The sequence below is a fragment of the Ensifer sp. ENS10 genome, assembly GCF_014852025.1.
GTDB lineage: Bacteria > Pseudomonadota > Alphaproteobacteria > Rhizobiales > Rhizobiaceae > Ensifer.
Window position 1 is genome coordinate 13,885 of record NZ_JACVAS010000021.1, and the last position, 22,575, is coordinate 36,459.

Genomic DNA, 22,575 nt, shown 5'->3' on the forward strand with positions numbered 1-22,575 from the left:
GTCACATCGTGGAGGGTGTCATGGCCTAGAAGAGCAAGATCCCGAAGAAGCTTGCTGGCTACGAAGTCCCAAAACCTATCCGGAAGACGGGAGTCGTAAAAGGGCTTCTGGCAAGCGATATCGGTAGGAGTGTGCTGCCAAAGCCCTGACGGCCGCCGTGGCCGCAGCGGCCGCAGTGCTTGTCGAGGAACGAGGCGACATAGCCGATGCGGCCGGCAAGGGCGCCCGCAGTAGCAAACGGGCACTGGGGATTACCGGTAATGCTGTCAGCCACGCGACGGAGGCGGCGATCGACGTTATCCGGAAGTCTGCGCGAGATGTACTTCCAGAGAAGCTGAGACCGGACGCCAAAGAAAGTCCTCGCCAAGTGGCGGTTCATTAGAAGCCGCGCCGGCCCACCAAGAAGCAAGCGACGCGGGACATCTGGAACGATATCTGACAGGTCGGCTCGGGCGGCATGGCATGGAAAAGGCGGCTGCGGCCGGAGTGGCCTCCGCGGCCCTCTCGGCTCGCCGCGAAAGTCGGTTAGGGCATCATGCTGCGATACCGCTCGCGCTCGCGTTCGACCTGATCCACGGTGTAAGGATCGGCGTCCTCGTCAAAATGCGACCATCCCTCCTCAGTGTAAGCGCTGCGACGAGCGGCGAGATCAACCCGATCCCGTTGTTGCAAGATTGTTTCGGCTTGGGCGACGAGATCATGCTCGACCCGCGCCGTCACCAGGGTTCCGCCGCGCCGAACGCCTTCGGCGTAAACGTGCGCGTCGTCTTCATCCACGCCGGTTTCGGTCAGTCCGCCGATGATGCCACCTGCCGCACCGCCGGCAACAGCGCCAGCCGCGGCGCCTGCGGCGGTCGATGCCAGCCAACCGGCCGCGACAACCGGTCCCACCCCAGGGATGGCCATAAGTCCAAGTCCAGTGAGAAGTCCAACAATGCCACCTCCCGCGGCACCAAGACCCGCTCCGGCGCTGGCGCCTCCGGCGGCGTCGGAGGTATCGTCGGAATACCAATCGCCGCTGTTGTTGGCGATAATGCTGATATCATCGGGCGGTATGCCCGCCGCCTCGAGATCACGCACCGCATCTCGCGCCGTTTCATAATCGTCAAAAAGACCTGTCACGGTTCTCATCTTCAGTCTCCCTAGCTTTGGGTTTTACCTTATTGGGCTGTCACATTGTCTTGGGTCGAGGGCGACGGTCACGGACTTACTGTCCTTTCTTCGCGTTTGCTTGCCACACACCCTTGTCATCGAGCTTGAGTGCGGTGACATCGGTGTAGCCGGCGGCCTCTATCCGCTCGGTGAAACTGTTAGCTCCCTCCACGGGCACAGTGGGTGTTTGCGAGTCGGGCGTGGTGGCTGCCGGCGTGTTTCCGTTCGTCGAAGGCGTCGTTTGCGCAAACGCAGCGGCGGTTACAGCGCTCATCAGCGCCGCCGCAACGATAGTCATGGGGGTTCATGAACGTGGCCTCTGCTTGTAAATCGGATTGATCCGGCTCTCGAACCCTGGGGGTGCGATTTGGTTCCGGCGCAGAGGCACTCGGGGATCATTGAACGGGATTACCACTCAATCGCGCTTGAACGCGAATTTGGCCTTCGACCTCCAGTATGGGGCGCTGTAGCCTGTCTGAGCGTCACCCGATGTGCCGACTTGTTAACGAGAAATATAAGTATCTTCTAATTAACGATCGTCTGCCGCAGTCTCGCCGGCTGCGGATGTCGCTTGGGCGATCAGCCGTCCTGACTGAGCCTCCGACCAATTTGGCGGAGGCTCTTTTCAGGGATCGAGGGCGGCACGCGTCTCGGGTGGCGCCCTCGCCCGCGCGCGAACGTAATCTCGGACAGCGGGACGTCCACCGTCATATCATTCCAAACTCGCACCCGTGTCGAACATAGTCTGGCTAGCCGGGACAACCAACCCAACCAGCGGGCGTCCCAACAAGTCTCTCAGTGGTGGCGCGAACTCGAACGGCGCGAGTTTCGGTATTCGCCGGCGACCGTCAGCGGCCTTCCTTTTAGACATGAAGCCCGAAACCAAAGCATTGCTGAGAATTTATCCTCAGGCGGGTCTTGGCGATCGCTTGGCAGGTGAGGTGTAAGATTTTCATCCTCCAGGATTTTGTTTCTCTCCCGCGCTTCTGCCGTCCGAGCTCCTCGATCGTTCCTCGAAGCGTTCTTCCCCCTTGGCCAAGGGACTTCCTTTCTGGCATTCGATCCGTCGCTCTTCTCTTTCAGCGCTCTCTTGCAAGCCCTGCGCTGACTCGCGGCCCTCAAACGCCGGTCCCTTCACTGTTTCAGTGAAGGCAGGATCGGAAGACAGCGTTTGCCTGGGGTCCGGGCTAAGTTCAGGCCCTTCTGCATTCGCGCTCGCGACCGCATTGCCCGACCGAATACCGTTTAAAGCCGCGCGTATCTCGTCTTCATCCCATCCGGCCTGTACCGCGGCAGTGATCAAATCGGTGTCGAAATCTCGCAAAGCACCTGTCGGGTCGTGAGTTGAAAGTGTGGACGAAACGCACTGGTAGCAGTCGGCAAGCCGCTCCGCAGTACCTTTCTGGGTTCTGGGGGATGCAACATATGTCATGATCTTGGCCTCGCCTCGGGCTCATTTCTGCAGGAGCGATCGTGCCGCTGAAGCACTAACGCCTGCTCTGTTGTTACTGCCGTGCAAACTTCCGGTCCTGCGAAATGTTCCTCAGCCGGCAGCTTCCCACCGGAGACCGGGGCGCGGGTTTTTCACTTGTTGCCCGCGGACAGCCGCTTCGACTACGCCGCCACGACAATCGTGGCCGAACCTACCCTTCATCATCTCTGTCGCGGTCTTAGCTCTGAGCCTGACTCTTCCGCTTGCCGCCTCTCGAAGGCGCTAAGCAATGTAGCGTCCGTGAACGGTGTTTGCCATGGACACATCCTCAACTCTTCTGATCCCTGTCGCGACCGGCGGAGCCGCGCTTGCCGCCGCGCCGATTTGCGAAAGGCCCTCAGGCCAGCCACTCGAGGGAAGGGAACTTTCCGTGCAAATTAATGTTTCTGACTCAACGACGAAAGAGATGACGATGTCCAACAATGCGCAATATGGTGACGAGGCGAAGTCCACCGGCGAAAGCCACACGGAATTTGGCAGATCGGTGGAAAGCAAGGCTCAAATTGCCGACGCATGCCGAGCCTCGAGCGATTCTGGTGCTGAAACACTGAACGTCTACCGCTTGGTGCCGATCGCCGCACAATCCGATCCTCGATGGCAGAGCGCACTTAACCAGGGCGAAGTCGTGGTCGCTGCCCGCACGTCTGGGGACGCCCGCATCGTCGCGTCCGCGTGCGAACTCGACTATATGGAGGTCGACGCCGCCCCTGCCGAAGGTGTCAGCACCTCGGATGCGAGCGCGTTTCGGGACGAAAAACTATACACGGTCATCGAAGTCGAACATGCAAAAGCAGGACTGGTACGCGGCCTGTTGAAAGGTGAGATATCGGTCGGCACGATCAAGCCGGTGCAGATCTGAGTATAACAAGGCTCGATCTTGTCACGTGTCTCTGGGCCAATTGCGGGATCACGTGCGTAGTGAGATGCAGATAACAGCAATGTCGACGTCGGCGGACGAAGGCGGTAACCGCGCTGCGCATATGCGCGCCCCCTGTTTCAGCGCTATTGGTGCACGAGCCGGCGACTGAACGATATCGGGAACACGATTCTGTTTTGGCGATTTGGAGACGTTCGAGAAGGAGAACGTCATGGCAGAGGATCGTTGGGAACGCGAGGAACGGTACGGACGCGATATAGAGAGGGCAGGGGGCAAACAACCGGCACCCTGGAATGAAAGTGTCGTGATCTGTCTGCCCGATGCATACCACCACTTGTTGGTTTGGATCGGCCAGTCAAGCGGCAGCGGTTTTGCAGAACAATTGGTCTGGATCCAAGTCCGATCCCGCATATCAGGCGGCTTTGACCGCCTGTCTCGAAGCTGTCAATGGTGATGTGCCTGGTTACATGGCCCGGTTGGCGTTCGAGAAAGCCGCCCGTGATGCAGGGGTTTTGCGCTGAAGCCAGCAACGATTGGTGGAAATGGTCGTTAGCAGGCTTTCTAATGATGCTCTTGCACAGCCGCCGACGCCGCGGGAGGTCAGAGAAATCTGGGATCTTCCACGGTGGTTACTGTTTACATCGTTTTTTACGAAGCCTCCCGAGCCCTGCATTTCATTGCGAAGGAGAAAGTTTATGAAATCGCTGGCTGATATTTTCGAACACACGCTGCAGGATCTCTACTTCGCCGAGAACGCTATCACGAAGGCGCTTCCAAAGGTCGCTAAGGCAGCGAATAGCGCCGAACTGAAGAAGGCGGCCGAGGAACACCTTTTGGAGACGAGGGACCAGATCAAGAAGCTGGAGCAGGTCTTCAAGTCGATCGGCAAAACGGCATCTGGCGAAAAATGCGACGCTATCGAGGGTCTGATCAAGGAGGCCGACGGTTTGATGAAAGAGGCTAAAGGGACCGCGTTGGACGTGGGTCTTCTGGCCGCTTGCCAAGCTGTCGAGCACTACGAGATCGCCCGCTATGGCTCGCTTCGGGAATGGGCCAAGGACCTCGGCCATGATGAGGCGCACAAGCTTCTGAGTGAGATCCTCGACCAAGAGAAGGCGACGAACAACAAGCTCACCAACTTGGCTGTAACGTCGATTAACAAAACCTCGGCGCGTTCAAGGGCGGCGTGACGAAACAAAGGGGGCCCTGACCGTACTACCCGCTTCATATTTGCGGCTTGGTAGCAGCGACCTTTCCCCGCCGGAGAGCCGGCTGGATTTGGCAGGCGGTGATGGTTGTCAATTCCGCGTTCGAGAAGGTCGGCGTTTGCCGAACCCCGGACCAGCAGCGGAAACAACCCAACCGTCATCGCTGGTAGACGCGACACTCAGAACTTTGATGCGTGGGCCGTCGTCGGCGGCGGTGTTCAGGTTGTCGGCAATCGTGTGCCGCGGACCACGTTGCCAGATCCCTCTACGATGAGGTGATAGTGCTCCTTGTCGAGTTCTGAGGCTCGATAAGCGCCGGCACTCAACGCGCGATGATACGCGACATCTTCACCGGCTGGAACCATTCCAGCGGTAGGCGATAGGTCATCTTGAAATTCCCTTTCAGTGGGCCAGGTTGTGGGGGTAATTTGAAAGCAACGGGAGGCAGCAGTGGATGACTCCGACAGCTTAAAATTCAGTGCCAGAAGTGCGGGACGCGAGAGCGGCTTACGTTCTCCGAGATGGAGACGAGAGAATTGATCCAGTGCAGGCGCTGCGGCGCAATCCGCGGCATGGGAAAAGAGAACCTGCTGGAGTCGTGTCGCGAAGCAGCGAAAACGATGCGACAAAGGCTGTGATCCCCGAACGTTGTCAGAGGCGCTTTGTCGGCGCATATTTTGCTCATCGCCGGACAGTGCTGCGGGCTCCGGCGGCTGAGAGATCATAAGCGCTTTCGCCCCAATTGGAGGAGGTTGCGCCATGTTTGATCAACGGCAATCCGGATACATCCTTCCTGAAGGCTTTACTGTGATTTCAGAGGTCTTCGAGAGGGTCATGGATGGCAAAGCGGTGAAGGCGAGTGGCTGGCTCGGGAGGCGCTCCATCTATTCATGAGCGGCATACGAGACGCATGGAATGAAGCTTGCTCCTCCATCGACGTTTCACCGCCCTCAAGCGGCGGTGGCACCAAAATCGTGGATCTGATGCCGGATCTGTCGGCATGGGCGCGCTGCTTGACGGCCTCACCGAACGCGGCAACTGCTCTCACTCGAATACGCCGTCGAACATATGGATGAGTTCGTGGCGACACCGGATGTCAGAGATGGCTGGTCCGACTGATGCTGGACCTCCACCTTGGCCGGAGCCGCCGTCGACGCCGAACGTAGGCTATGGCTATGATTGGAATGGCGCTCGCAGGCGCAGCTTGAGGATCGTGCGATATGGATTCGAAGTCCCGACGCCGAACTCCTGTAGGCACATCCCGATCAGATGCTCAGTGTTTTGCATCTGACCGCCAGTAACGAGCAAGCTCAGGATCGAGCGTCAGATGCTCCTGCCATGCGGCTTCTGGAACCTGTCCCGACCGATAAGCCTCGATCAGCAGCCGCTGATCGTCGCTCAGCCGCGGCTCATCGAAATGATGCAAATGGAACAGCCCGAGTACCGCTTCGCCGATATCTCGCGTATGAATAGACATTGGAAAACCTCGCCTCGTGGTCAAGGATATAACGTGTGACCGCCGATGATGTTCAAATCTTTTGATGTCTAAGCAAACCTGCCGTGCGGTTATGACGCTGATCGGTTTCACCTGATCGTGGGTGGGGATGGCAGGCAACGACGCCTAGGCGACGGTAAGAGTGTCCCGAGCCATGTGTAGTACCTCCTTGTTAGAAAACAGGCCGCCATTCCCGCACGGCATGACGCCGGCTGGGAGCATGATGGGCTACGACTTGAATGGTGGCACGCGGGCGCCGCATTAAAATCGCGCGATATGGAACGGCCGTCGCACTGGCGGCTTTGCTAACTGGGGACCTCCATGATCCTCGACGGCGAGGCCGTCGTGCTCGACGATAAGGGCCGCTGCGACTTCGGCTTCCCCTAGCCGCCGAAGCGCGAGGTGACCGGCAGCGACGCCGTTCCAGGGCCGATCTTTGATGCGATGCAGCAACGAACCTGTCTTGACTAGTCATACTTTTCACGGCTCCATGGAGAAACTGATCTGCTGGACCAACCAGTGGGTCAGTTGGAGGCGGTGACGGCGATGGACGGCAGCCCGATACTCACGCAAATGCCAAAGGTCGGGCAGAGTCTCGACCGGCGCACGGCCCGTGACCTCATCGCCGACAAGCTGATGGTCCTGATCGCCACCAACATGCTGCGCCCCGGCGACGTCTTGCCGGGGGAAAGGGAGCTCGCCAACGTGCTTCATGTCAGCCGTGAGACGGTGCGCGGTGCCATCCAGACGCTGGCTGCGCGCGGTATCGTCGAGGTGTCTCAGGGCAGTCGCACGCGGGTCTGCAATGTCGATCTCAGCCATCTCACCGTTACCATCGCTTCCCCCAACGCCATCGACAGCTACGATCTTGACGATGTTCATGCGGCCCGGCTGCATATCGAGCTGAAGGTCGTCGGCGATGCAGCTGACATGATTGACGAAGAGACGCTGGGCAAGCTCAAAAGCCTGCTCGAAGCGCAGAAGCTGTGTGGCGATGACGCCATGCGCTTTCTGATCTGCGACCGCGAATTCCACATGGCGATCTATCGGGCTTGCGGAAACCCGCTGCTCGCCGATTTCGTCACCGATCTCTACACCTACATGATGGACTATCGGCGCAGCGCCATGTCACGGCCAGGCGCGATCGATGCCAGCTATGACGACCACACCGAGATCGTGGAGGCACTGGAGCGGCGCGACCGGGACGCGGTAATCGCTGCATTTGGCCGGCATCTGACCCGGATCTACGACACGACGAAGGAATTGCTCGCGGGGAGCGGGCAGAAAAACCGGGAAAAGAGCAAGAGCAAGATGGCAGGCTGATCCGGCTGAGCCGGCGGCAGACGGGGAGGTTCGTCGAAAATGGATGTCATGGTGATCGGAGCGGCCGGGATGGTCGGTCGCAAGTTGGTGGAGAAGTTCGCCTCAGAGGAAGGCGTGCTTGGCTACGATATTTCTAGGCTGACGCTGGTGGACGTGATCGAGCCGCCTGTGCCTCAGGGGCTGTCGCCAATTGCAAAGACACTCGTGCTTGATCTTTCGACCGATGACGCCGCCGAGAAAGTCGTCGGTTTGCGGCCCGACGTGATCTTCCATCTCGCGGCGATCGTTTCCGGTGAGGCCGAGACTGATTTCGACAAGGGCTACAAGGTCAATCTTGACGGAACGCGGGCGCTGTTCGAGGCGATCCGCCACGAGAGTTTGCGGGAGCCCTACGTTCCGCGGGTCATCTTCGCGTCGTCGATCGCCGTTTTCGGAAGGCCTTTCCCGGAAAAGATCGGCGACGAGTTCCTTACCACGCCACTGACGAGCTACGGCACGCAAAAGGCGATCTGCGAACTGCTTCTCGCCGACTATTCGAGGCGCGGCATTTTCGATGGCGTCGGCATCCGCCTGCCGACGATCTGCATCCGCCCCGGCAAACCCAACAAAGCGGCGTCCGGCTTCTTTTCCAATATTCTCCGCGAGCCGCTGGCAGGTCAGGAGGCGGTGTTGCCGGTGGACGAGAACGTACGCCACTGGTTTGCAAGCCCGCGTTCGGCCGTCGGGTTCTTCATTCATGCCGCGCGGATGGATACATCCGCGATCGGCCCGAGACGCAATCTGACCATGCCCGGCCTTTCCGCCCTCGTTGGTGAAGAGATCCAGGCCCTTCGGCGTGTAGCCGGTGAGAAGGCCGTCAAGCTCGTCCGCCGTGAGCCCGACCCGGTTATCCGCTCGATTGTTTCAGGCTGGCCGACCGATTTCGACGCGCGGCGTGCTTGCGAACTGGGTTTCAAAGCCGAAACCAACTTCGATGAGATCATCAGGATCCATATCGAAGATGAACTCGGAGGACATATCTGAGATGGTTCGCGCTTTAAAATCCGGCGAAGGCAAGATCGCATTGGTGACTGGCGGCGGCACGGGCCTCGGACGCGGGATCGCCGAGGCCTTAAGTGCGGAGGGTTATACCATCGTCATCGCCGGCCGGCGCGCCGACGTGCTCGATAAAGCAGCTGGCGGCATAGCGGCGCAAACGGGAGGAACCGTGCGGGGTGTCAGGGCCGATATCGGCGATCCCAATGCGGTCGTCCGCCTTTTCGAGGCGATCCGCACCGAGTTCGGCCGGCTCGACCTCCTGGTCAACAATGCCGGCTCCAATGTGCCGGTCGTGCCGTTGGAAGAGGTGACCTTCGAGCAATGGAGCGGCATTCTTGCCGCAAACCTGACGGGTGCCTTTCTCTGCACGCAGCAGGCGTTCCGGCTGATGAAGGCGCAGGCGCCGCGCGGCGGGCGGATCATCAACAACGGCTCGATTTCGGCCCAGACGCCGCGGCCGAACTCAGCACCTTACACGGCAACCAAGCATGCGATCACGGGGTTGACCAAGTCGACCGCACTCGACGGGCGCAAGTATGACATCGCCTGCGGCCAGATCGATATCGGCAATGCCGCGACCGACATGACGTCGAAGATGAATTCCGGGGTGTTGCAGGCTAATGGCGAGACCGCCAGTGAGCCGACGATCCCGGTCGCCCATATCGCCGCGGCTGTTGTCTACATGGCAAGCCTGCCACTGGAGGCGAATGTGCTGACGATGACGGTCATGGCGACGAAGATGCCGCTGGTGGGGCGGGGGTAAGGGCGGTCGAGAGGAAACTGGACGGGGTCTAAGAACGGCATGAGGAGGCCGCCGGACAGTCCGCCGATGTCAGATGAAATTCACAGGGAGGAAAGCATATGGCAGGCGTTGACTTCGTCGATGTCAGAAAATCATTCGGAGCCTTTCCCGTCATCAAGGGCGTGAACATCGAAATCGAGGATGGCGAATTCGTGATCCTTGTCGGCCCCTCGGGCTGCGGGAAATCGACGCTTCTGCGAATGTTGGCCGGGCTTGAAAACATTTCGGCGGGCGAGATCCGCATCGGCGACAAGGTCGTCAACACCCTGCCGCCCAAGGATCGGGATATCGCCATGGTGTTCCAGAACTACGCGCTTTATCCGCATATGACGGTCGCCGACAACATGGCCTTCTCGCTGATGCTGAACGGCTCGCCGAAAGCCGATATCGACAAGCGCGTAGGCACCGCGGCGGGCATTCTCGGGCTTTCCAAGCTGCTCGACCGCTATCCGCGCCAGCTCTCCGGCGGCCAGCGCCAGCGCGTAGCGATGGGCAGGGCGATCGTGCGCGATCCGCAGGTATTTCTCTTCGACGAACCGCTATCCAACCTCGATGCGAAACTGCGCGTGGCCATGCGCGCCGAGATCAAGGAACTGCACCAGCGGCTGAAGACGACCACCGTCTATGTCACGCATGACCAAATCGAGGCGATGACCATGGCCGACAAAATCGTCGTCATGCATGACGGTATTGTCGAACAGATCGGCGCGCCGCTTGACCTCTACGACAGCCCCGCCAATCTTTTCGTCGCGGGTTTTATCGGTTCGCCAGCGATGAACATGATCAAGGGCAGGCTCGACCCGCAAAATCCGAAGTGCTTTATCGCAACCGATGGCATGGCGCTGCCAGTCGCGCGGTCGCCATCGGCGGCAAGAGGGCGTGATCTGATCTACGGCTTGCGGCCGGAATATATGTCGCTCGACCCGAACGGGTTTCCCGTGACCGTCGCGGTTATCGAGCCCACCGGCTACGAGACGCAGTTGATCGTGCGCTTCGGCGGCACGGACGTCACCTGCGTTTTCCGTGAGCGCGTGACCGCCCGGCCGGGCGAGGCAATCCACCTATCTATCGATGCCGATCATGTGCACCTGTTCGACGCCGAAACCGGCGTGCGGCTGACCGACTGATACTGCCCCGCTTTGTGCGTCAGGGAAGAGGAGCCCTGACGCATCCGGTCTCGGGTCGGCGTTTCCGGCCATACCCGAAACCTTCGTTGCAGCATTCGCCAAACGGGACGGCGGGTGCCGGAAAGGATGATGTCCCGTTGTCACCAGGAGGAGCATTATGACTTTCAAGAGACGTGATTTTCTCACTGCATCCGCCGCGCTGGCGGGGATCGCCGGGCTTTCGCCTTTCGGCATCCGCCCGTCTTTCGCGCAAGGGGCGGAGCCGGCCTACAAGCCGGAGGAAGGGGCGAGCCTGAGGCTGTTGCGCTGGACGCCCTTCGTCAAGGGTGACGAGGATGCGTGGCTTGCCAACACCGCGAAATTCACTGAGGCGACTGGGGTCGAGGTCCGCATCGACAAGGAAAGCTGGGAAGACATTCGCCCGAAGGCAGCCGTCGCCGCCAATGTCGGTTCGGGGCCCGATCTGGTGATGTGCTGGTTTGACGACGCCCACCAATATCCCGACAAGCTCGTCGATCTGACCGAACTCGCCAACTACCTCGGCGGCAAATACGGCGGCTGGTACGATGGCGTAAAGGGTTATGCTTCGCGCGGCGACAAGTTCATCGCCATGCCGCTGACGGCGATTGGCAACGCCGTCTGCTATCGTGACAGCCATGTTAAGGCGGCCGGCTTCAGCGAATTTCCGAAGGACACCGACGGGTTCCTCGAACTCTGCAAGGCGATGAAGGCCAAGGGAACGCCAGCCGGCTTCCCGCACGGCAAGGCCGTCGGCGACGGCAACAACTATGCCCATTGGTTGCTCTGGAGCCATGGCGGCAAGATGGTCGATGAAGGCGGCAAGGTCGTCATCAACAGCCCCGAGACGCTCAAAGCGGTCAACTATGCCAAGGCGCTTTACGAGACCTTCATTCCGGGCACCGAGAGCTGGCTCGACATCAATAACAACCGGGCCTTCCTGGCGGGCCAGGTGTCGCTGACGGCGAACGGCGTCTCGCTCTACTATGCGTCGAAGAAGGACCCGGCGATGGCGGAACTTTCAGCCGACATCCGCACCACGAACTTCCCTGTCGGTCCGGTCGGCCAGAGCGTCGAGCTGCATCAGACCAGTTCGCTGCTGCTCTTCAGCCATACGAAATATCCGGAAGCTGCCAAGGCCTATATCAAATTCATGATGGAGGCCGACCAGATGAATGCCTGGATCACGGGCTCCAGCGCGTATTGCTGCCAGCCTCTCAAGGCTTTCGCCGACAATCCCGTCTGGACGTCCGATCCGATCCACGCGCCTTATGCGCGCGCCTCCGAAACGCTGCGCCCGAACGGTTATGCCGGCCCGCTCGGCTATGCGTCCGCCGGCGTCATGGCCGACTACGTGCTGGTCGACATGTTCGCCACCGCGGTTACGGGGCAGATGACGCCGGAAGAGGCAATTGTAGAGGCTGAGCGCCGGGCAAACCGCTACTACCGGGTCTAAATCCCAACATGGCCTGCATAGGCCGCTGAGACAAGGTATCGGCGGAAATGCCCCGCCGATACCCGTTCCCCAATCCGCTATACGGGAGATGTCCGATGTCCACAGCGTCATCCAGGAAGCCGCCATCCGCGATGGCCTCGCTCATGCAGAACAGGAACATGATTGGTTTCCTCTTCATGCTTCCGGCCGCCGTCTTCCTTGTCTGCTTCCTCACCTATCCACTCGGTCTCGGCGTCTGGCTCGGCTTTACCGACACGCGCATCGGTCGTGACGGGGTGTTCATCGGGCTCGAAAACTACATCTTCCTTGCCGAGGACTCGGTCTTCTGGCTGTCGGTCTTCAACACGCTGCTCTACACGATTGTGGCGTCGATCCTGAAATTCGTCTTCGGGCTCTGGCTGGCGCTGCTGCTGAATGAAAATTTGCCATTCAAGTCCTTCTTCCGGGCAATCGTACTCTTACCCTGGGTCGTTCCCACCGTGCTCTCGGCGCTGGCCTTCTGGTGGATCTACGATGCGCAGTTCTCGATCATTTCATGGTCGCTGATGCAGCTCGGCGTGATCGATAGTCCGATCAACTTCCTGGGCGATCCGGAGAATGCCCGAGCCTCGGTGATCGCAGCCAATGTCTGGCGCGGCATTCCCTTTGTCGCCATTTCGTTGCTGGCTGGCCTGCAGACCATTCCGGCCTCGCTGCAGGAGGCGGCGTCGCTGGACGGTGCAACGAGCTGGCAACGCTTCCGCTATGTGACGTTGCCGATGCTGACGCCGATCATTGCCGTCGTCATGACCTTCTCGGTGCTGTTCACCTTCACCGATTTCCAGCTCATCTATGTGCTCACCAAGGGCGGGCCGGTAAACGCGACGCATCTGATGGCGACGCTTTCCTTCCAGCGCGGCATTCCGGGCGGACAGCTCGGGGAGGGGGCCGCGATCGCGGTGGCGATGATCCCGTTCCTCCTTGCCGCCATCATGTTCAGCTTCTTCGGCCTGCAGCGGCGCAAATGGCAGCAGGGCGGCCAGGATTGATTGGGGAGAATGACGATGACCACGACCGTGAAATCCGAAGACGCCGTTCTCACCGACGACGTGCAGGGCATGAGCTATCTCAACCGCCTGCCGCGCAGGATTGTGATGGTTTATCTGCCGATGGCAGTGTTCGTCTTCGTCCTGCTCTTTCCGTTCTACTGGATGGCGATCACGGCGATTAAGCCCAATTCGCAGTTGACCGACTACAACAACTACAGTCCCTTCTGGGTGGTCGGCCCGACGCTCGACCATATCAAGTACCTGCTGTTCGAGACGTCCTATCCGGGCTGGCTGTGGAACACGATGCTGGTGGCGACCTGCGCGACATTCCTGTCACTGGCGGCATCGGTCTTTGCGGCCTACGCGATCGAGCGGGTTCGGTTTTCGGGCTCGCGGCCGGTGGGGCTGCTGATCTTCCTCGCCTATCTCGTGCCGCCCTCGATCCTGTTCATTCCGCTGGCCTTCATTGTCTTCAAGTTCGGCATCTACGATTCCAGGCTGGCTCTGATCTTCACCTATCCGACCTTCCTCATTCCCTTCTGCACCTGGCTGTTGATGGGCTATTTCCGGTCGATCCCGTTCGAGCTCGAAGAGAGCGCGCTAGTGGATGGCGCGACGCGCTGGCAGATCCTGATCAAGATCATCCTGCCGCTTGCTGTCCCCGGGCTGATATCGGCGGGCATCTTTGCCTTCACGTTGTCGTGGAACGAGTTCATCTATGCGCTCACTTTCATCCAGTCTTCGGAAAACAAGACCGTGCCGGTCGGCGTGCTGACGGAGCTGGTCCGCGGCGACGTGTTCGAATGGGGCGCGCTGATGGCCGGCGCGCTGTTCGGCTCGCTGCCGGTGGTGATCCTCTATTCCTTCTTCGTCGATTATTACGTCTCGTCCATGACCGGGGCCGTGAAGGAATGAGTGCCTGCTTCAGGTGATCGCGCATCAATCGTGATCATGGTCGTGATGCGACGGCAGGTCGAGGCCGAAGGTCTTGGTGAGATCGTTGACCTGCGCCGGGGTGAGATAACGGGGGTTGAGGTTGCGCAGCAGGAGATAGAGCTTCGCCGTCTCCTCCAATTCCTCAGTGGCGAAAACCGCCGCCTCCAGGCTGTCGCCCGCGACGACCGGTCCGTGATTGGCCAGAAGCACCGACGAATATTTTCCCGCCAGCCCGCGGATCGCGTCGGCCACCGCCGGATCGCCGGGACGATAGTAGGGGACCAGCGCGGTCTCGCCGGCGCGCATGAGATAGTAGGGGGTCATCGGCGGCAGGGCGGCGCGCGGATCGATCTCCGGCAGCATGGTCAGCGCCACCGCATGGGTGGAGTGAAGATGGACGATGGCGCGGGCACTGCCGCGCGTGTCGTAGAGCGCCGTGTGAAGCGGAATTTCCTTGGTCGGCTTGTCGCCGGAGAGGTGCCGGCCTTCGGCATCCAGCCTTGAGATGCGGGCCGGGTCGAGGAAGCCGAGCGAGGCGTTCGTCGGGGTGACCAGCCAGCCGCCATCCTCCAGCCGCAACGATATATTGCCCGACGAACCGGGCGTCAGCCCGCGCTCGAACAGCGAACGGCCATAGCGGCAGATTTCTTCACGCAGGCGCGCGTCGGACATGACAGTTTCTCCCTATCAGGCGGTTGCCCCTTCGATCAGCTCGAAACCGAGATCGACGACCTGGGATGGCGCATTGGTGATGACAAGCTGTGCTGCCACCTGTCCGGTCGCGACGCGCGGCGTGCGGATCGTCGAGAGGGGCTGCGGCGTTGCCCGGCCGATATCGAGGCCGTTATAGCCGAAAATGGCAAGCTGCGAGGGAATCGCAATCCCCCGCGCCAGACAGTGAAAATAGCCGCCCAGCGCCATGTCGTCGTTGGAGAAATAGACCGCATCGAGATCGGGCGTCCGGGCGAGCAGCCGCTCCAGTCCCAGCCTGCCGTTTTCCACCGACGATGCCCCGGAGAGAATTTCGCGATCGGCGAGGGGGGCGTCATGCGCGCCCAGCGTTTCGCAAAAGGCGGAAAACCGCTTGCTGGCGCGGGTATCGCGGTTGAGGTCGTGGCCGACATACCCGATCCGGCGATAGCCCCGCTTGAGCAGGAAAGCCGCGCTTTCGCGTCCGGCTGCGCGGTTGGAGAAACCGACCGCCAGATCAAGCGCATCGCCGTCCAGATCGAGCAGCTCGACGATCCGGCAGCCGCTTGCGCGCAGCATCTTCACCGTGCCCTCCGTGTGCTCGTACCCCGCCAGCATCACCGCCGCGGGCCGCCAGGCGAGCATTGCGGCGGCAAGCGCTTCTTCCTTCCCCGGGTCATAGTCGGTGACGGAGAAGACCGCCTGATACCGGTTTTCCTCCAGAACGGCGCTGGCGCCGCGCAGAACATCGGGAAAGACGATGTTGGATAGCGAGGGAATGACGAAGGCGACCAGGCGCGAAGCGGTGGAGGCGAGCGTTCCTGCGATCCGGTTCGGCACATAGCCGAGCCGCTCGACAGCAGCCATCACCCGGTCCCGCGTCTTGCCGGAAAACGAGCCGTGGTTGCGCAGCACCCGCGAGACCGTGCTCTCGCCGACGCCGGCCGCTTCCGCGACCTCGGCAAGCGTCACTGTCGCCTGGTGTTTGAATTCCATAGTCACTTTCGACCCCACCTCGGGTGGGCGCTTCAGCCGCTAAGCCGTCATCCCTCTCCGATTGCGGTCCTCATTTTTCACCACTCTCTTCAAGAAGCAAGATTTTTTTGGCAGCGCTACCAATTTCGCGTTGGCAGCGCTGCCAAAATGGATTAAACAAAATGGCAGCGCTGCCATTATTGGCCCGGCGTGCCGCGGAAGGAGACCGCGGCAACAATTGGAGGAGAATATCATGACGCTGCAAACGCAGGCGCCAGTCGATGGCGCGTATGCCGCACAGACGGTGGAAGACCGGGCCTATGGCAAGGTATTCTGGAGAATCGTTCCTTTTTTGATGCTGTGCTACGTGGTCGCCTATCTCGACCGCGTCAATGTCGGCTTCGCGAAGCTGCAGATGTCGAGTGAGCTCGGCCTATCGGAAGCGGCCTATGGCATCGGCGCAGGTATTTTCTTCATCGGCTATTTTCTGTTTGAAGTGCCGAGCAACATTATCATGAACAAGGTCGGCGCGCGGGTGTGGATTGCCCGCATCATGGTCACTTGGGGCATCATTTCCGCCGCCTTCATGTTCACCTCGTCGGAAGCCGTCTTCTATGTCCTGCGTTTCCTGCTGGGCGTTGCCGAAGCGGGATTTTTCCCCGGCATCATTCTCTATCTGACCGCTTGGTATCCGGCCCATCGCCGCGCCAGAATCATCACCACCTTCATGTCCGCAATCCCGATATCCGCCATTTTCGGTAATCCGCTGTCGGGTCTCTTGATGGACAGCTTCCATGGCACGCATGGTCTTTCCGGCTGGCAGTGGATGTTCCTGATCGAAGCCATCCCGGCCATCCTTTTCGGCGTCGCCACGTTCTTCTACCTTGATGATAAGATCCGTGATGCGAAATGGCTGAACGACGACGAAAAGCGTGTGCTGGCGGCCAATATCGAGGCGGAGAACCGGGCCAAGGCCTCGAGCCCGCACAGCATTGCCGGAACGCTGACGGACCGCCGCGTCTGGCTGATGTGCCTTATCTATTTCTGCTTCGTGCTTGGGCAATATGGCCTGAATTTCTGGATGCCGTCCATCGTCAAGGCCTCTGGTGTCAGCGGGAACCTGAATATCGGCCTGATTTCCGCTATCCCCTATATCTGCACCTTCTTCGCCATGCTGGCGCTCGGTCGCTCCGCCGACAGGCTGCGTGAACGCCGGTGGCACCTGGTCATCCCCGCGCTCATCGCCGCCGGTGGTTTTGTCGCGGCAACGACGGCGACAAGCACGACGGTCTCAATCGTCTGCCTCTCGCTGGCTGCTGCGGGCGCCATCAGCTGCGCGCCGCTCTTCTGGTCGCTTCCGACGGCTTTTCTCGCCGGCACGGGCGCGGCCGCCGGCATCGCCTGGATCAATTCGGTCGGCAATCTCGCCGGGTTCCTCGGGCCGTTTCTGGTGGGCTATCTGAAGGATCTTACGGGCAGCAACAGCGCGGGCATGTATCTTCTCGCCGCAGCCCTGGTCATCGGTTCGCTGGCCGTGTTGACGGTTCCGGCGAAAACCGTCAACCGCTAAACACCAATCCCTCCGGGTGGCAGCATCCGGAGGGCGGCTCTTTCCTTACAAGACTGGAGAACTCGTCATGTCACCGCTTGCTGAAAATACAGGCCCCGCTGTTGTCGCGGCCGTCATCGGCCTTGGCTCCATGGGGCTCGGAATGGCCCGGTCGATGAAGCGCGCAGGCCTCGACGTCGTTGGGTATGACATCACTCCTGCGGCGGTGGACCGCTTCACCAGCGAGGGTGGACGCGGCGCTGCCACGCCCGCCGGTGCGGCAAAGGATGCCGACATTGTCGTCTCCGTCGTCGTCAACGGTGCGCAGACCGAGGCTGTGCTGTTCGGCGTCGAGGGTGTCGCAAGGACGATGAAGCCCGGAGCAGTCTTCATTTCGTCGGCCACCATGGACCCGGCTGTGGCACGCGACCTGGCACAACGGGTGGAGGCTCTCGGTCTGCATTATCTCGATGCGCCAATTTCGGGCGGCGCGGCCAAGGCGGCAAACGGCGAACTGACGATCATGGCATCCGGCTCCAAGCAGGCTTTCGACACGGCCCGCCCGGGTCTCGACGCCATGGCCGGCAAAGTCTACGAACTCGGCGACGCGGCCGGAACCGGCGCCGCCTTCAAGATGATCAACCAGCTTCTCGCCGGCGTGCACATCGCGGCCGCCTGCGAAGCGATAACGTTTGCAGCCAAGCAGGGCCTCGACCTCCACAAGGTCTATGAAGTGATCACGGCCTCGGCCGGCAATTCCTGGATGTTCGAAAACCGCGTGCCGCATGTGCTGGCCGGAGACTATAGTCCGCTGAGCAGCATCGAGATTTTCGTCAAGGATCTTGGCATCGTCCAGGATATGGCTCGCTCAGAGCACTATCCGGTACCGCTCGCAGCTGCGGCCCTGCAGATGTATCTGGGCGCGTCCGGAGCCGGTATGGGCCGCGACGACGATTCGTCGCTCGCGCGCCTCTACGCCCAGCTCTCGGGCGCAACATTGCCCGGTGCGACCAAAGAGCTGCAGAGCCTGTAAAAGGAACACCACCATGCCGGTTTTCGCCGCCAACCTGACGATGATGTTCAACGAATGGCCGTTCCTCGACCGCTTCGACGCTGCGGCCGATGCCGGGTTTGCCGCCGTCGAATATCTCTTTCCCTATGAAGCCACACCGGAGGCAATCGCCGAACGGCTCGCCCGCAACAATCTGCAGCAGGCCTTGTTCAACCTGCCGCCCGGCGATTGGGCCGCCGGCGAGCGGGGTATCGCGGCGCTTCCCGGACGGTTCGATGCGCTGAAAGCGGGCGTCGAGCGCGCGCTGGACTATGCGGCGGCGACGGGTGTCGGGCGGCTGCACCTGATGGCCGGCCTTGCTGATCCAAACGACGAGGACGCAGCCTCATCTTACCGACGCTCCGTCGTCTACGTTGCGGGGCGGCTCTCAGAGAAGGGCATCGACCTGTTGCTCGAGCCGATCAACGGGCGAAACATGCCGGGATATTTCCTCGATAATTTCGGCGCAGCCGAGCGCCTGATCGGGGAACTCGGCCTGCCGAACCTGAAGCTCCAGTTCGATGTCTATCATCGTCAGATCATCCATGGTGACGTGGTCATGGCCTTGCGCCGCCTCATGCCGATCACCGGCCATATCCAGATCGCCAGCGTGCCGTCACGCAACGAGCCGGACGGGGAGGAGCTGAACTATCCCTATCTGTTCGGCGAAATCGACCGCCTTGGCTATGACGGTTTCATCGGCTGCGAATACATCCCGCGCGGCCACACACTGGACGGTCTTGGCTGGTTCAGACCTTTTGCAAGGAGCTAGACGGTGGCTATATTGCTCGGATCGATCGCTGACGACTATACGGGTGCCTCCGACCTCGCCAACACGCTTACGAAAAACGGACTGCGCACGGTGCAGACGGTCGGCATCCCCGACCCGTCGCTGGCGCTGCCGGATGTAGACGCGGTTGTCGTTTCCCTGAAGATCCGCTCGGTGCCTGCCGCTGACGCCGTAACAGCCGCGACCGCGGCCGAACGATGGCTGCGCCGGCGCGGCGCCGCCCATGTGCTTTACAAGGTCTGTTCGACCTTCGATTCCACCGATTCCGGCAATATCGGTCCGGTCACCGAGGCTTTGAGTGATGCGGCGGGCGGTGGACTTGTGCTGGTGACGCCTGCCTTTCCGGAAACGGGCCGAACCGTCTATCTCGGCCATCTCTTCGTCGGCGGACAGCCGCTAAACGAAAGCCCGCTCAAGGACCATCCCCTCAATCCGATGCACGACGCCAATCTCGTGCGGGTGATGGCCAGACAGTCGCGCGGTGCCGTCGGGCTTATAGATCTGCCGGCAATCGCGGCGGGACCGGATACACTCAGGGCCCGGCTCGAGGCCTTGCGTGAGGCAGGTGTTGGGTCGGCAATCGCCGACGCCATCTTCGAACGCGATCTCGAGACGCTCGGCGCGATCGCACTGGAAACGCCGGTATCCACCGGTGCGTCGGGGCTCGGGCTTGGCCTTGCCCGTGCACTCGTCCGCTCCGGCCGGGCTCCTGCCAGCGACGCTACAACGGCGAACGCCATTTGCCCCGTGGGCGGGCTTTCCGCCGTCGTTGCCGGCAGTTGTTCCAAGGCAACGCTGCATCAGCTCGACGTCGCCGAACGGTCGATGCCCGTCCTGCGGCTCGACCCGGAGCGGCTGCTTGCCGGCCCGGATGAGATCGCCGCGGCAATTTCCTGGGCCGGAGACCGCATCTCGGCCGGTCCCATCGTCGTCGCCGCGAGCGCAGCGCCGGAAATCGTGTCCCGGTTGCAATCACTATATGGGCGCGAGGCGTCCGGTCACGCGATCGAATCTGCAACGTCGGTCATCGCCGCCGAACTGGTGGCAAGAGGCGTGCGGCGCCTGGTGATCGCCGGCGGAGAAACCTCCGGTGCCGCGGTCGACAGGCTGGCCATTCCAGCCTTCCTGATCGGCCCGGAGATCGCGCCCGGCGTGCCGGTGCTGCGAACGGTCGGCAACACGCAGGGCGATATGCTGCTGGCGCTGAAATCGGGAAACTTCGGAGGCGAGGATTTCTTCACGGCCGCGCTGGCGATGATGCATTGAGGCTGATCTGGTCCTCGCCTTTGCACCAGCATCGCAGGCGGGCGGTATCGGCGTCGTGCTGTGGTATGGGCTTCACGCAAGGCCTTCTGGCGACGCCGATTGCCGACGCCGCTCCGGACGAACTGCGCGGAGCGGCTTTCGGCATGTTCAATCAGGTCACCGGGATTGCTCTGCTTGTCGCCAGAGCGCTGAAAGCCGACCTTTGTATTCAGCGTAGCGGGCCGACTGCAGGGACGACGAACGGAGCGACGGCCCTTACTTCACCGTGATGGCAAGTCCGCTGAGATCGGCGTTGACTTGCAGGCCTACCTGCTTGCCTGAGAGCTCGAGTTGGGCGCCCTTGTCATTGGTCATGGCGATCACCTGGGCCCCTTTGCCGACCGCGCCGCCACCGCCTACCGCACCGTAGACCCCCGTCACATCTCGGGCGCGGCGAATGTGGCGAACGGTACCATGGAAATAGGTCTTAGAAGCCCCGAAGGCGAGGCCGCCCGAGATGCCGCCGACAGAGATGGGATAGCGGCGACCATGGAAGGTCAGCGTGCCCTCGCCGCCAGAACCACCCACAAAGAAGGCAGCCTTGTAGACTGAGAAGCTGATCGTACCGCTGTCGGCATGCGCGGAGCCGGCAAAGCTGATTCCTGCTGCAGCGATAACCGCAGCCGCGACTGAACGAAATCTGGACGAAATCTTCATGATGCGAGTCTCCTCAAAATCGAGGCTTACCCAGCCAGGAGGGCGCGTCAGCGTCATGCCAAAGTCACAGCTGAAATAGTCTTGCCCGTCATTAGTTCCAAGCACGCGGCCCGAATCCGGCTGCGAGAGGGCCGCCACGGGCAGCCGACGCTCGGCTGACTCAGGATTGCCTGCAGGAAATCTAGAGCCACGAAAGCGAGGGGATGCGCAAAGCTGTAAATTTAACAACTCACAACCGAGCCGTTCTTTACGAGCGCTGAGCACGGCTTGTTGCGAGCGAGTTCTTTGCTTGGGTCATCGCTTTACAGAAGCGCCACCATTGCCGCGATAATCAACATTGCAAATACCACGAGCCCAATGTGGAGTAGTTCCGCTCGGCGGCCGTTGTTTCGAGAGGTTCGAGCCATGACTTTACCTCATCATTTGACAGGTAACGCGCGGCTCACACGATTGTTCATGGCCTCGCTGTCTGCTGCCGACTGCGCCTGGTATCCCTTCGGCGCCCTTGGGGGCTGTAGCGTTGTGGCCGAACCCGGACGGGTAAGCGCCAATCCGTCTCGTTGCGCCGCGGACCCCGCTCATTCCATGCAGGATCAGGGCTGAGTTTGAGAGACGTGCCAGAGCCTTTTTACGCGGACGCGGCAGCCGCGAGCAGTTGCACCATGTCTCCGCTTGCGGTTTCCAATGCGAAGTCGCCAGCTCCCCTGAGAGCACATCGAACCAACTCTGTGCTGGCGCGTTCAAATGATGCAATGAATGGCACTCACTTGGACCTGGGTATATGGAAGTACGAATCCAAGGCCTACGCAAAGAATATGACCGCGTCCCTGCGCTCGCCGACGTTTTTTCTCTTGACATCCACTCTGGTGAGTTGATCGCTTTGCTTGGACCCTCCGGCTCCGGAAAGACGACGTTGCTTAGGCTGATTGCCGGCCTCGAGAGCCCGACCGATGGCACGATTTTCTTCGATGCCGAGGACGCGTCGATGAAGACGGTGCAGGAAAGAAATATCGGCTTCGTCTTTCAGCACTATGCCCTCTTTCGGCATATGACTGTGCTGGAGAACGTGGCTTTCGGTCTAAAGGTTCGCCGCTCCAATCGGCGGCAACCACCGGCAGAACTTCACAAGATGGCACTCGAAGCTGTCAGGATTTGAAAATCGCTACCCCGCTCAGCTCTCCGGCGGCCAACGCCAGCGCGTGGCGCTTGCCCGGGCCATGGCGGTTAAGCCGACCGTCTTGTTGCTCGACGAGCCCTTCGGTGCGCTTGACGCTCAAGTGCGCAAGGAATTGCGCCAGTGGCTGCGTGAAATCCATGATCGCACCGCATACACGACCGTATTTGTCACCCACGACCAGGAGGAGGCGCTCGAACTGGCTGATCGCGTGGTGGTGCTGAACAAAGGTATGATCGAGCAATCCGGTACGCCGGACGAAATCTATGATCACCCAATCTCTACTTTCGTCTACGGGTTCATTGGTAAGCGGTTAGCTGACGGCGTCTGACCTGAAGTTCCAGGGCATGAGGGCTTCGATTTCGGATGCGGGCCAGCCTTGAGCGATGCGGGTCAAGGTCTGCGAGAGCCAGTCGAGCGGATTGACGCCAT

21 protein-coding genes and 2 pseudogenes are annotated in these 22,575 nt (G+C 60.7%); 15 read left to right on the top strand and 8 right to left on the bottom strand.

Annotation, left to right across the window (positions count from 1 at the left end):
* Window positions 1-525 precede the first annotated feature (525 nt).
* The 3 genes and pseudogenes from IB265_RS35620 to IB265_RS35630 all read right to left on the bottom strand — a co-directional run bounded on the left by IB265_RS35620 (window position 526) and on the right by IB265_RS35630 (window position 2,290).
* Window positions 526-1,131, bottom strand: coding sequence for a general stress protein (locus IB265_RS35620; protein WP_192496167.1), 606 nt, complete (start codon window positions 1,129-1,131; stop codon window positions 526-528).
* Between the two features lie 29 nt (window positions 1,132-1,160).
* Window positions 1,161-1,450, bottom strand: a pseudogene (locus tag IB265_RS35625) (PepSY domain-containing protein).
* 654 nt (window positions 1,451-2,104) lie between these two features.
* Window positions 2,105-2,290 carry a hypothetical protein gene (locus IB265_RS35630; RefSeq protein ID WP_082615811.1) on the bottom strand — a complete coding sequence of 62 codons (186 nt, stop codon included), beginning with the start codon at window positions 2,288-2,290 and terminating at the stop codon, window positions 2,105-2,107.
* A 610-nt stretch (window positions 2,291-2,900) separates the two neighbouring features.
* Here IB265_RS35630 and IB265_RS35635 point away from each other — a divergent pair.
* The 3 genes from IB265_RS35635 (at window position 2,901) to IB265_RS35645 (ending at window position 4,711) form a co-directional block, all read left to right on the top strand.
* Window positions 2,901-3,503 carry a hypothetical protein gene (locus IB265_RS35635; RefSeq protein ID WP_309140596.1) on the top strand — a complete coding sequence of 201 codons (603 nt, stop codon included), beginning with the start codon at window positions 2,901-2,903 and terminating at the stop codon, window positions 3,501-3,503.
* A gap of 338 nt (window positions 3,504-3,841) precedes the next feature.
* On the top strand, window positions 3,842-4,042 hold the full coding sequence (locus tag IB265_RS37945) for a DUF982 domain-containing protein (RefSeq protein WP_192496168.1): 201 nt from the start codon (window positions 3,842-3,844) through the stop codon (window positions 4,040-4,042).
* 174 nt (window positions 4,043-4,216) lie between these two features.
* Complete coding sequence (locus IB265_RS35645) at window positions 4,217-4,711, top strand: ferritin-like domain-containing protein (RefSeq protein WP_057250112.1); 495 nt, start codon at window positions 4,217-4,219, stop codon at window positions 4,709-4,711.
* Window positions 4,712-6,002: 1,291 nt separating this feature from the next.
* Here IB265_RS35645 and IB265_RS35650 read toward each other — a convergent pair.
* Window positions 6,003-6,206, bottom strand: a complete 204-nt coding sequence (locus IB265_RS35650) for a hypothetical protein (RefSeq protein WP_113737382.1) — start codon at window positions 6,204-6,206, stop codon at window positions 6,003-6,005.
* Window positions 6,207-6,770: 564 nt separating this feature from the next.
* On the opposite strand from IB265_RS35650, the gene IB265_RS35655 reads away from it, so the two are divergent.
* The 7 genes from IB265_RS35655 (at window position 6,771) to IB265_RS35685 (ending at window position 13,931) form a co-directional block, all read left to right on the top strand.
* On the top strand, window positions 6,771-7,547 hold the full coding sequence (locus IB265_RS35655) for a FadR/GntR family transcriptional regulator (RefSeq protein WP_192496175.1): 777 nt from the start codon (window positions 6,771-6,773) through the stop codon (window positions 7,545-7,547).
* Between the two features lie 39 nt (window positions 7,548-7,586).
* Window positions 7,587-8,570: a D-erythronate dehydrogenase gene (gene denD / locus IB265_RS35660; RefSeq protein ID WP_112995782.1), complete on the top strand. Its 984-nt coding sequence runs from the start codon at window positions 7,587-7,589 to the stop codon at window positions 8,568-8,570.
* Window position 8,571: 1 nt separating this feature from the next.
* Window positions 8,572-9,348 carry an SDR family oxidoreductase gene (locus IB265_RS35665; protein WP_192496169.1) on the top strand — a complete coding sequence of 259 codons (777 nt, stop codon included), beginning with the start codon at window positions 8,572-8,574 and terminating at the stop codon, window positions 9,346-9,348.
* A 98-nt stretch (window positions 9,349-9,446) separates the two neighbouring features.
* Complete coding sequence (locus IB265_RS35670) at window positions 9,447-10,514, top strand: ABC transporter ATP-binding protein (protein WP_112995783.1); 1,068 nt, start codon at window positions 9,447-9,449, stop codon at window positions 10,512-10,514.
* Between the two features lie 157 nt (window positions 10,515-10,671).
* Window positions 10,672-11,988 (top strand): ABC transporter substrate-binding protein, encoded by a 1,317-nt coding sequence (locus IB265_RS35675; protein WP_112995784.1) that lies wholly within the window; start codon window positions 10,672-10,674, stop codon window positions 11,986-11,988.
* A gap of 95 nt (window positions 11,989-12,083) precedes the next feature.
* On the top strand, window positions 12,084-13,016 hold the full coding sequence (locus IB265_RS35680; RefSeq protein WP_053249896.1) for a carbohydrate ABC transporter permease: 933 nt from the start codon (window positions 12,084-12,086) through the stop codon (window positions 13,014-13,016).
* A gap of 15 nt (window positions 13,017-13,031) precedes the next feature.
* On the top strand, window positions 13,032-13,931 hold the full coding sequence (locus IB265_RS35685) for a carbohydrate ABC transporter permease (RefSeq protein WP_057250127.1): 900 nt from the start codon (window positions 13,032-13,034) through the stop codon (window positions 13,929-13,931).
* Window positions 13,932-13,955: 24 nt separating this feature from the next.
* Here IB265_RS35685 and IB265_RS35690 read toward each other — a convergent pair whose 3' ends face one another.
* Together IB265_RS35690 and IB265_RS35695 are read right to left on the bottom strand one after the other, a co-directional pair.
* Entirely contained in the window at window positions 13,956-14,624 is a 669-nt protein-coding gene (locus tag IB265_RS35690; RefSeq protein WP_057250129.1) for an aldolase, read from the bottom strand.
* Between the two features lie 15 nt (window positions 14,625-14,639).
* The gene (locus IB265_RS35695; RefSeq protein WP_057250131.1) at window positions 14,640-15,638 is read right to left on the bottom strand and encodes a LacI family DNA-binding transcriptional regulator; all 999 of its coding nucleotides are present in this window, start codon (window positions 15,636-15,638) and stop codon (window positions 14,640-14,642) included.
* Between the two features lie 232 nt (window positions 15,639-15,870).
* Between IB265_RS35695 and IB265_RS35700 the strand changes: the two genes are divergently transcribed.
* The 4 genes from IB265_RS35700 (at window position 15,871) to otnK (ending at window position 20,273) form a co-directional block, all read left to right on the top strand.
* Window positions 15,871-17,187: an MFS transporter gene (locus IB265_RS35700; protein WP_192496170.1), complete on the top strand. Its 1,317-nt coding sequence runs from the start codon at window positions 15,871-15,873 to the stop codon at window positions 17,185-17,187.
* Window positions 17,188-17,254: 67 nt separating this feature from the next.
* On the top strand, window positions 17,255-18,199 hold the full coding sequence (gene ltnD / locus IB265_RS35705; protein WP_192496171.1) for an L-threonate dehydrogenase: 945 nt from the start codon (window positions 17,255-17,257) through the stop codon (window positions 18,197-18,199).
* A 13-nt stretch (window positions 18,200-18,212) separates the two neighbouring features.
* Window positions 18,213-18,989: a 2-oxo-tetronate isomerase gene (gene otnI / locus IB265_RS35710; RefSeq protein WP_192496172.1), complete on the top strand. Its 777-nt coding sequence runs from the start codon at window positions 18,213-18,215 to the stop codon at window positions 18,987-18,989.
* Between the two features lie 3 nt (window positions 18,990-18,992).
* Window positions 18,993-20,273 carry a 3-oxo-tetronate kinase gene (gene otnK / locus IB265_RS35715; protein ID WP_192496173.1) on the top strand — a complete coding sequence of 427 codons (1,281 nt, stop codon included), beginning with the start codon at window positions 18,993-18,995 and terminating at the stop codon, window positions 20,271-20,273.
* Between the two features lie 255 nt (window positions 20,274-20,528).
* Here otnK and IB265_RS35720 read toward each other — a convergent pair whose 3' ends face one another.
* On the bottom strand, window positions 20,529-20,969 hold the full coding sequence (locus IB265_RS35720) for a hypothetical protein (protein ID WP_192496174.1): 441 nt from the start codon (window positions 20,967-20,969) through the stop codon (window positions 20,529-20,531).
* A 781-nt stretch (window positions 20,970-21,750) separates the two neighbouring features.
* On the opposite strand from IB265_RS35720, the pseudogene cysA reads away from it, so the two are divergent.
* Window positions 21,751-22,453, top strand: a pseudogene (gene cysA / locus IB265_RS35725) (sulfate ABC transporter ATP-binding protein); the annotation flags it as partial.
* Between the two features lie 3 nt (window positions 22,454-22,456).
* Here cysA and IB265_RS35730 read toward each other — a convergent pair.
* Window positions 22,457-22,575, bottom strand: a 119-nt coding sequence (locus IB265_RS35730; protein ID WP_192496076.1) for a transposase domain-containing protein, incomplete at its 5' end; no start/stop codon positions are given.

Excerpts from the sequence above, each read along its gene's own strand:
- IB265_RS35620 (WP_192496167.1), bottom strand. The coding sequence starts at position 1,131 with ATGAGAACCGTGACAGGTCTTTTTGACGATTATGAAACGGCGCGAGAT.
- IB265_RS35635 (WP_309140596.1), top strand. The coding sequence starts at position 2,901 with ATGGACACATCCTCAACTCTTCTGATCCCTGTCGCGACCGGCGGAGCC.
- IB265_RS37945 (WP_192496168.1), top strand. The coding sequence starts at position 3,842 with ATGCATACCACCACTTGTTGGTTTGGATCGGCCAGTCAAGCGGCAGCG.
- IB265_RS35645 (WP_057250112.1), top strand. The coding sequence starts at position 4,217 with ATGAAATCGCTGGCTGATATTTTCGAACACACGCTGCAGGATCTCTAC.
- IB265_RS35650 (WP_113737382.1), bottom strand. The coding sequence starts at position 6,206 with ATGTCTATTCATACGCGAGATATCGGCGAAGCGGTACTCGGGCTGTTC.
- IB265_RS35655 (WP_192496175.1), top strand. The coding sequence starts at position 6,771 with ATGGACGGCAGCCCGATACTCACGCAAATGCCAAAGGTCGGGCAGAGT.
- denD (WP_112995782.1), top strand. The coding sequence starts at position 7,587 with ATGGATGTCATGGTGATCGGAGCGGCCGGGATGGTCGGTCGCAAGTTG.
- IB265_RS35665 (WP_192496169.1), top strand. The coding sequence starts at position 8,572 with ATGGTTCGCGCTTTAAAATCCGGCGAAGGCAAGATCGCATTGGTGACT.
- IB265_RS35670 (WP_112995783.1), top strand. The coding sequence starts at position 9,447 with ATGGCAGGCGTTGACTTCGTCGATGTCAGAAAATCATTCGGAGCCTTT.
- IB265_RS35675 (WP_112995784.1), top strand. The coding sequence starts at position 10,672 with ATGACTTTCAAGAGACGTGATTTTCTCACTGCATCCGCCGCGCTGGCG.
- IB265_RS35680 (WP_053249896.1), top strand. The coding sequence starts at position 12,084 with ATGTCCACAGCGTCATCCAGGAAGCCGCCATCCGCGATGGCCTCGCTC.
- IB265_RS35685 (WP_057250127.1), top strand. The coding sequence starts at position 13,032 with ATGACCACGACCGTGAAATCCGAAGACGCCGTTCTCACCGACGACGTG.
- IB265_RS35690 (WP_057250129.1), bottom strand. The coding sequence starts at position 14,624 with ATGTCCGACGCGCGCCTGCGTGAAGAAATCTGCCGCTATGGCCGTTCG.
- IB265_RS35695 (WP_057250131.1), bottom strand. The coding sequence starts at position 15,638 with ATGGAATTCAAACACCAGGCGACAGTGACGCTTGCCGAGGTCGCGGAA.
- IB265_RS35700 (WP_192496170.1), top strand. The coding sequence starts at position 15,871 with ATGACGCTGCAAACGCAGGCGCCAGTCGATGGCGCGTATGCCGCACAG.
- ltnD (WP_192496171.1), top strand. The coding sequence starts at position 17,255 with ATGTCACCGCTTGCTGAAAATACAGGCCCCGCTGTTGTCGCGGCCGTC.
- otnI (WP_192496172.1), top strand. The coding sequence starts at position 18,213 with ATGCCGGTTTTCGCCGCCAACCTGACGATGATGTTCAACGAATGGCCG.
- IB265_RS35720 (WP_192496174.1), bottom strand. The coding sequence starts at position 20,969 with ATGAAGATTTCGTCCAGATTTCGTTCAGTCGCGGCTGCGGTTATCGCT.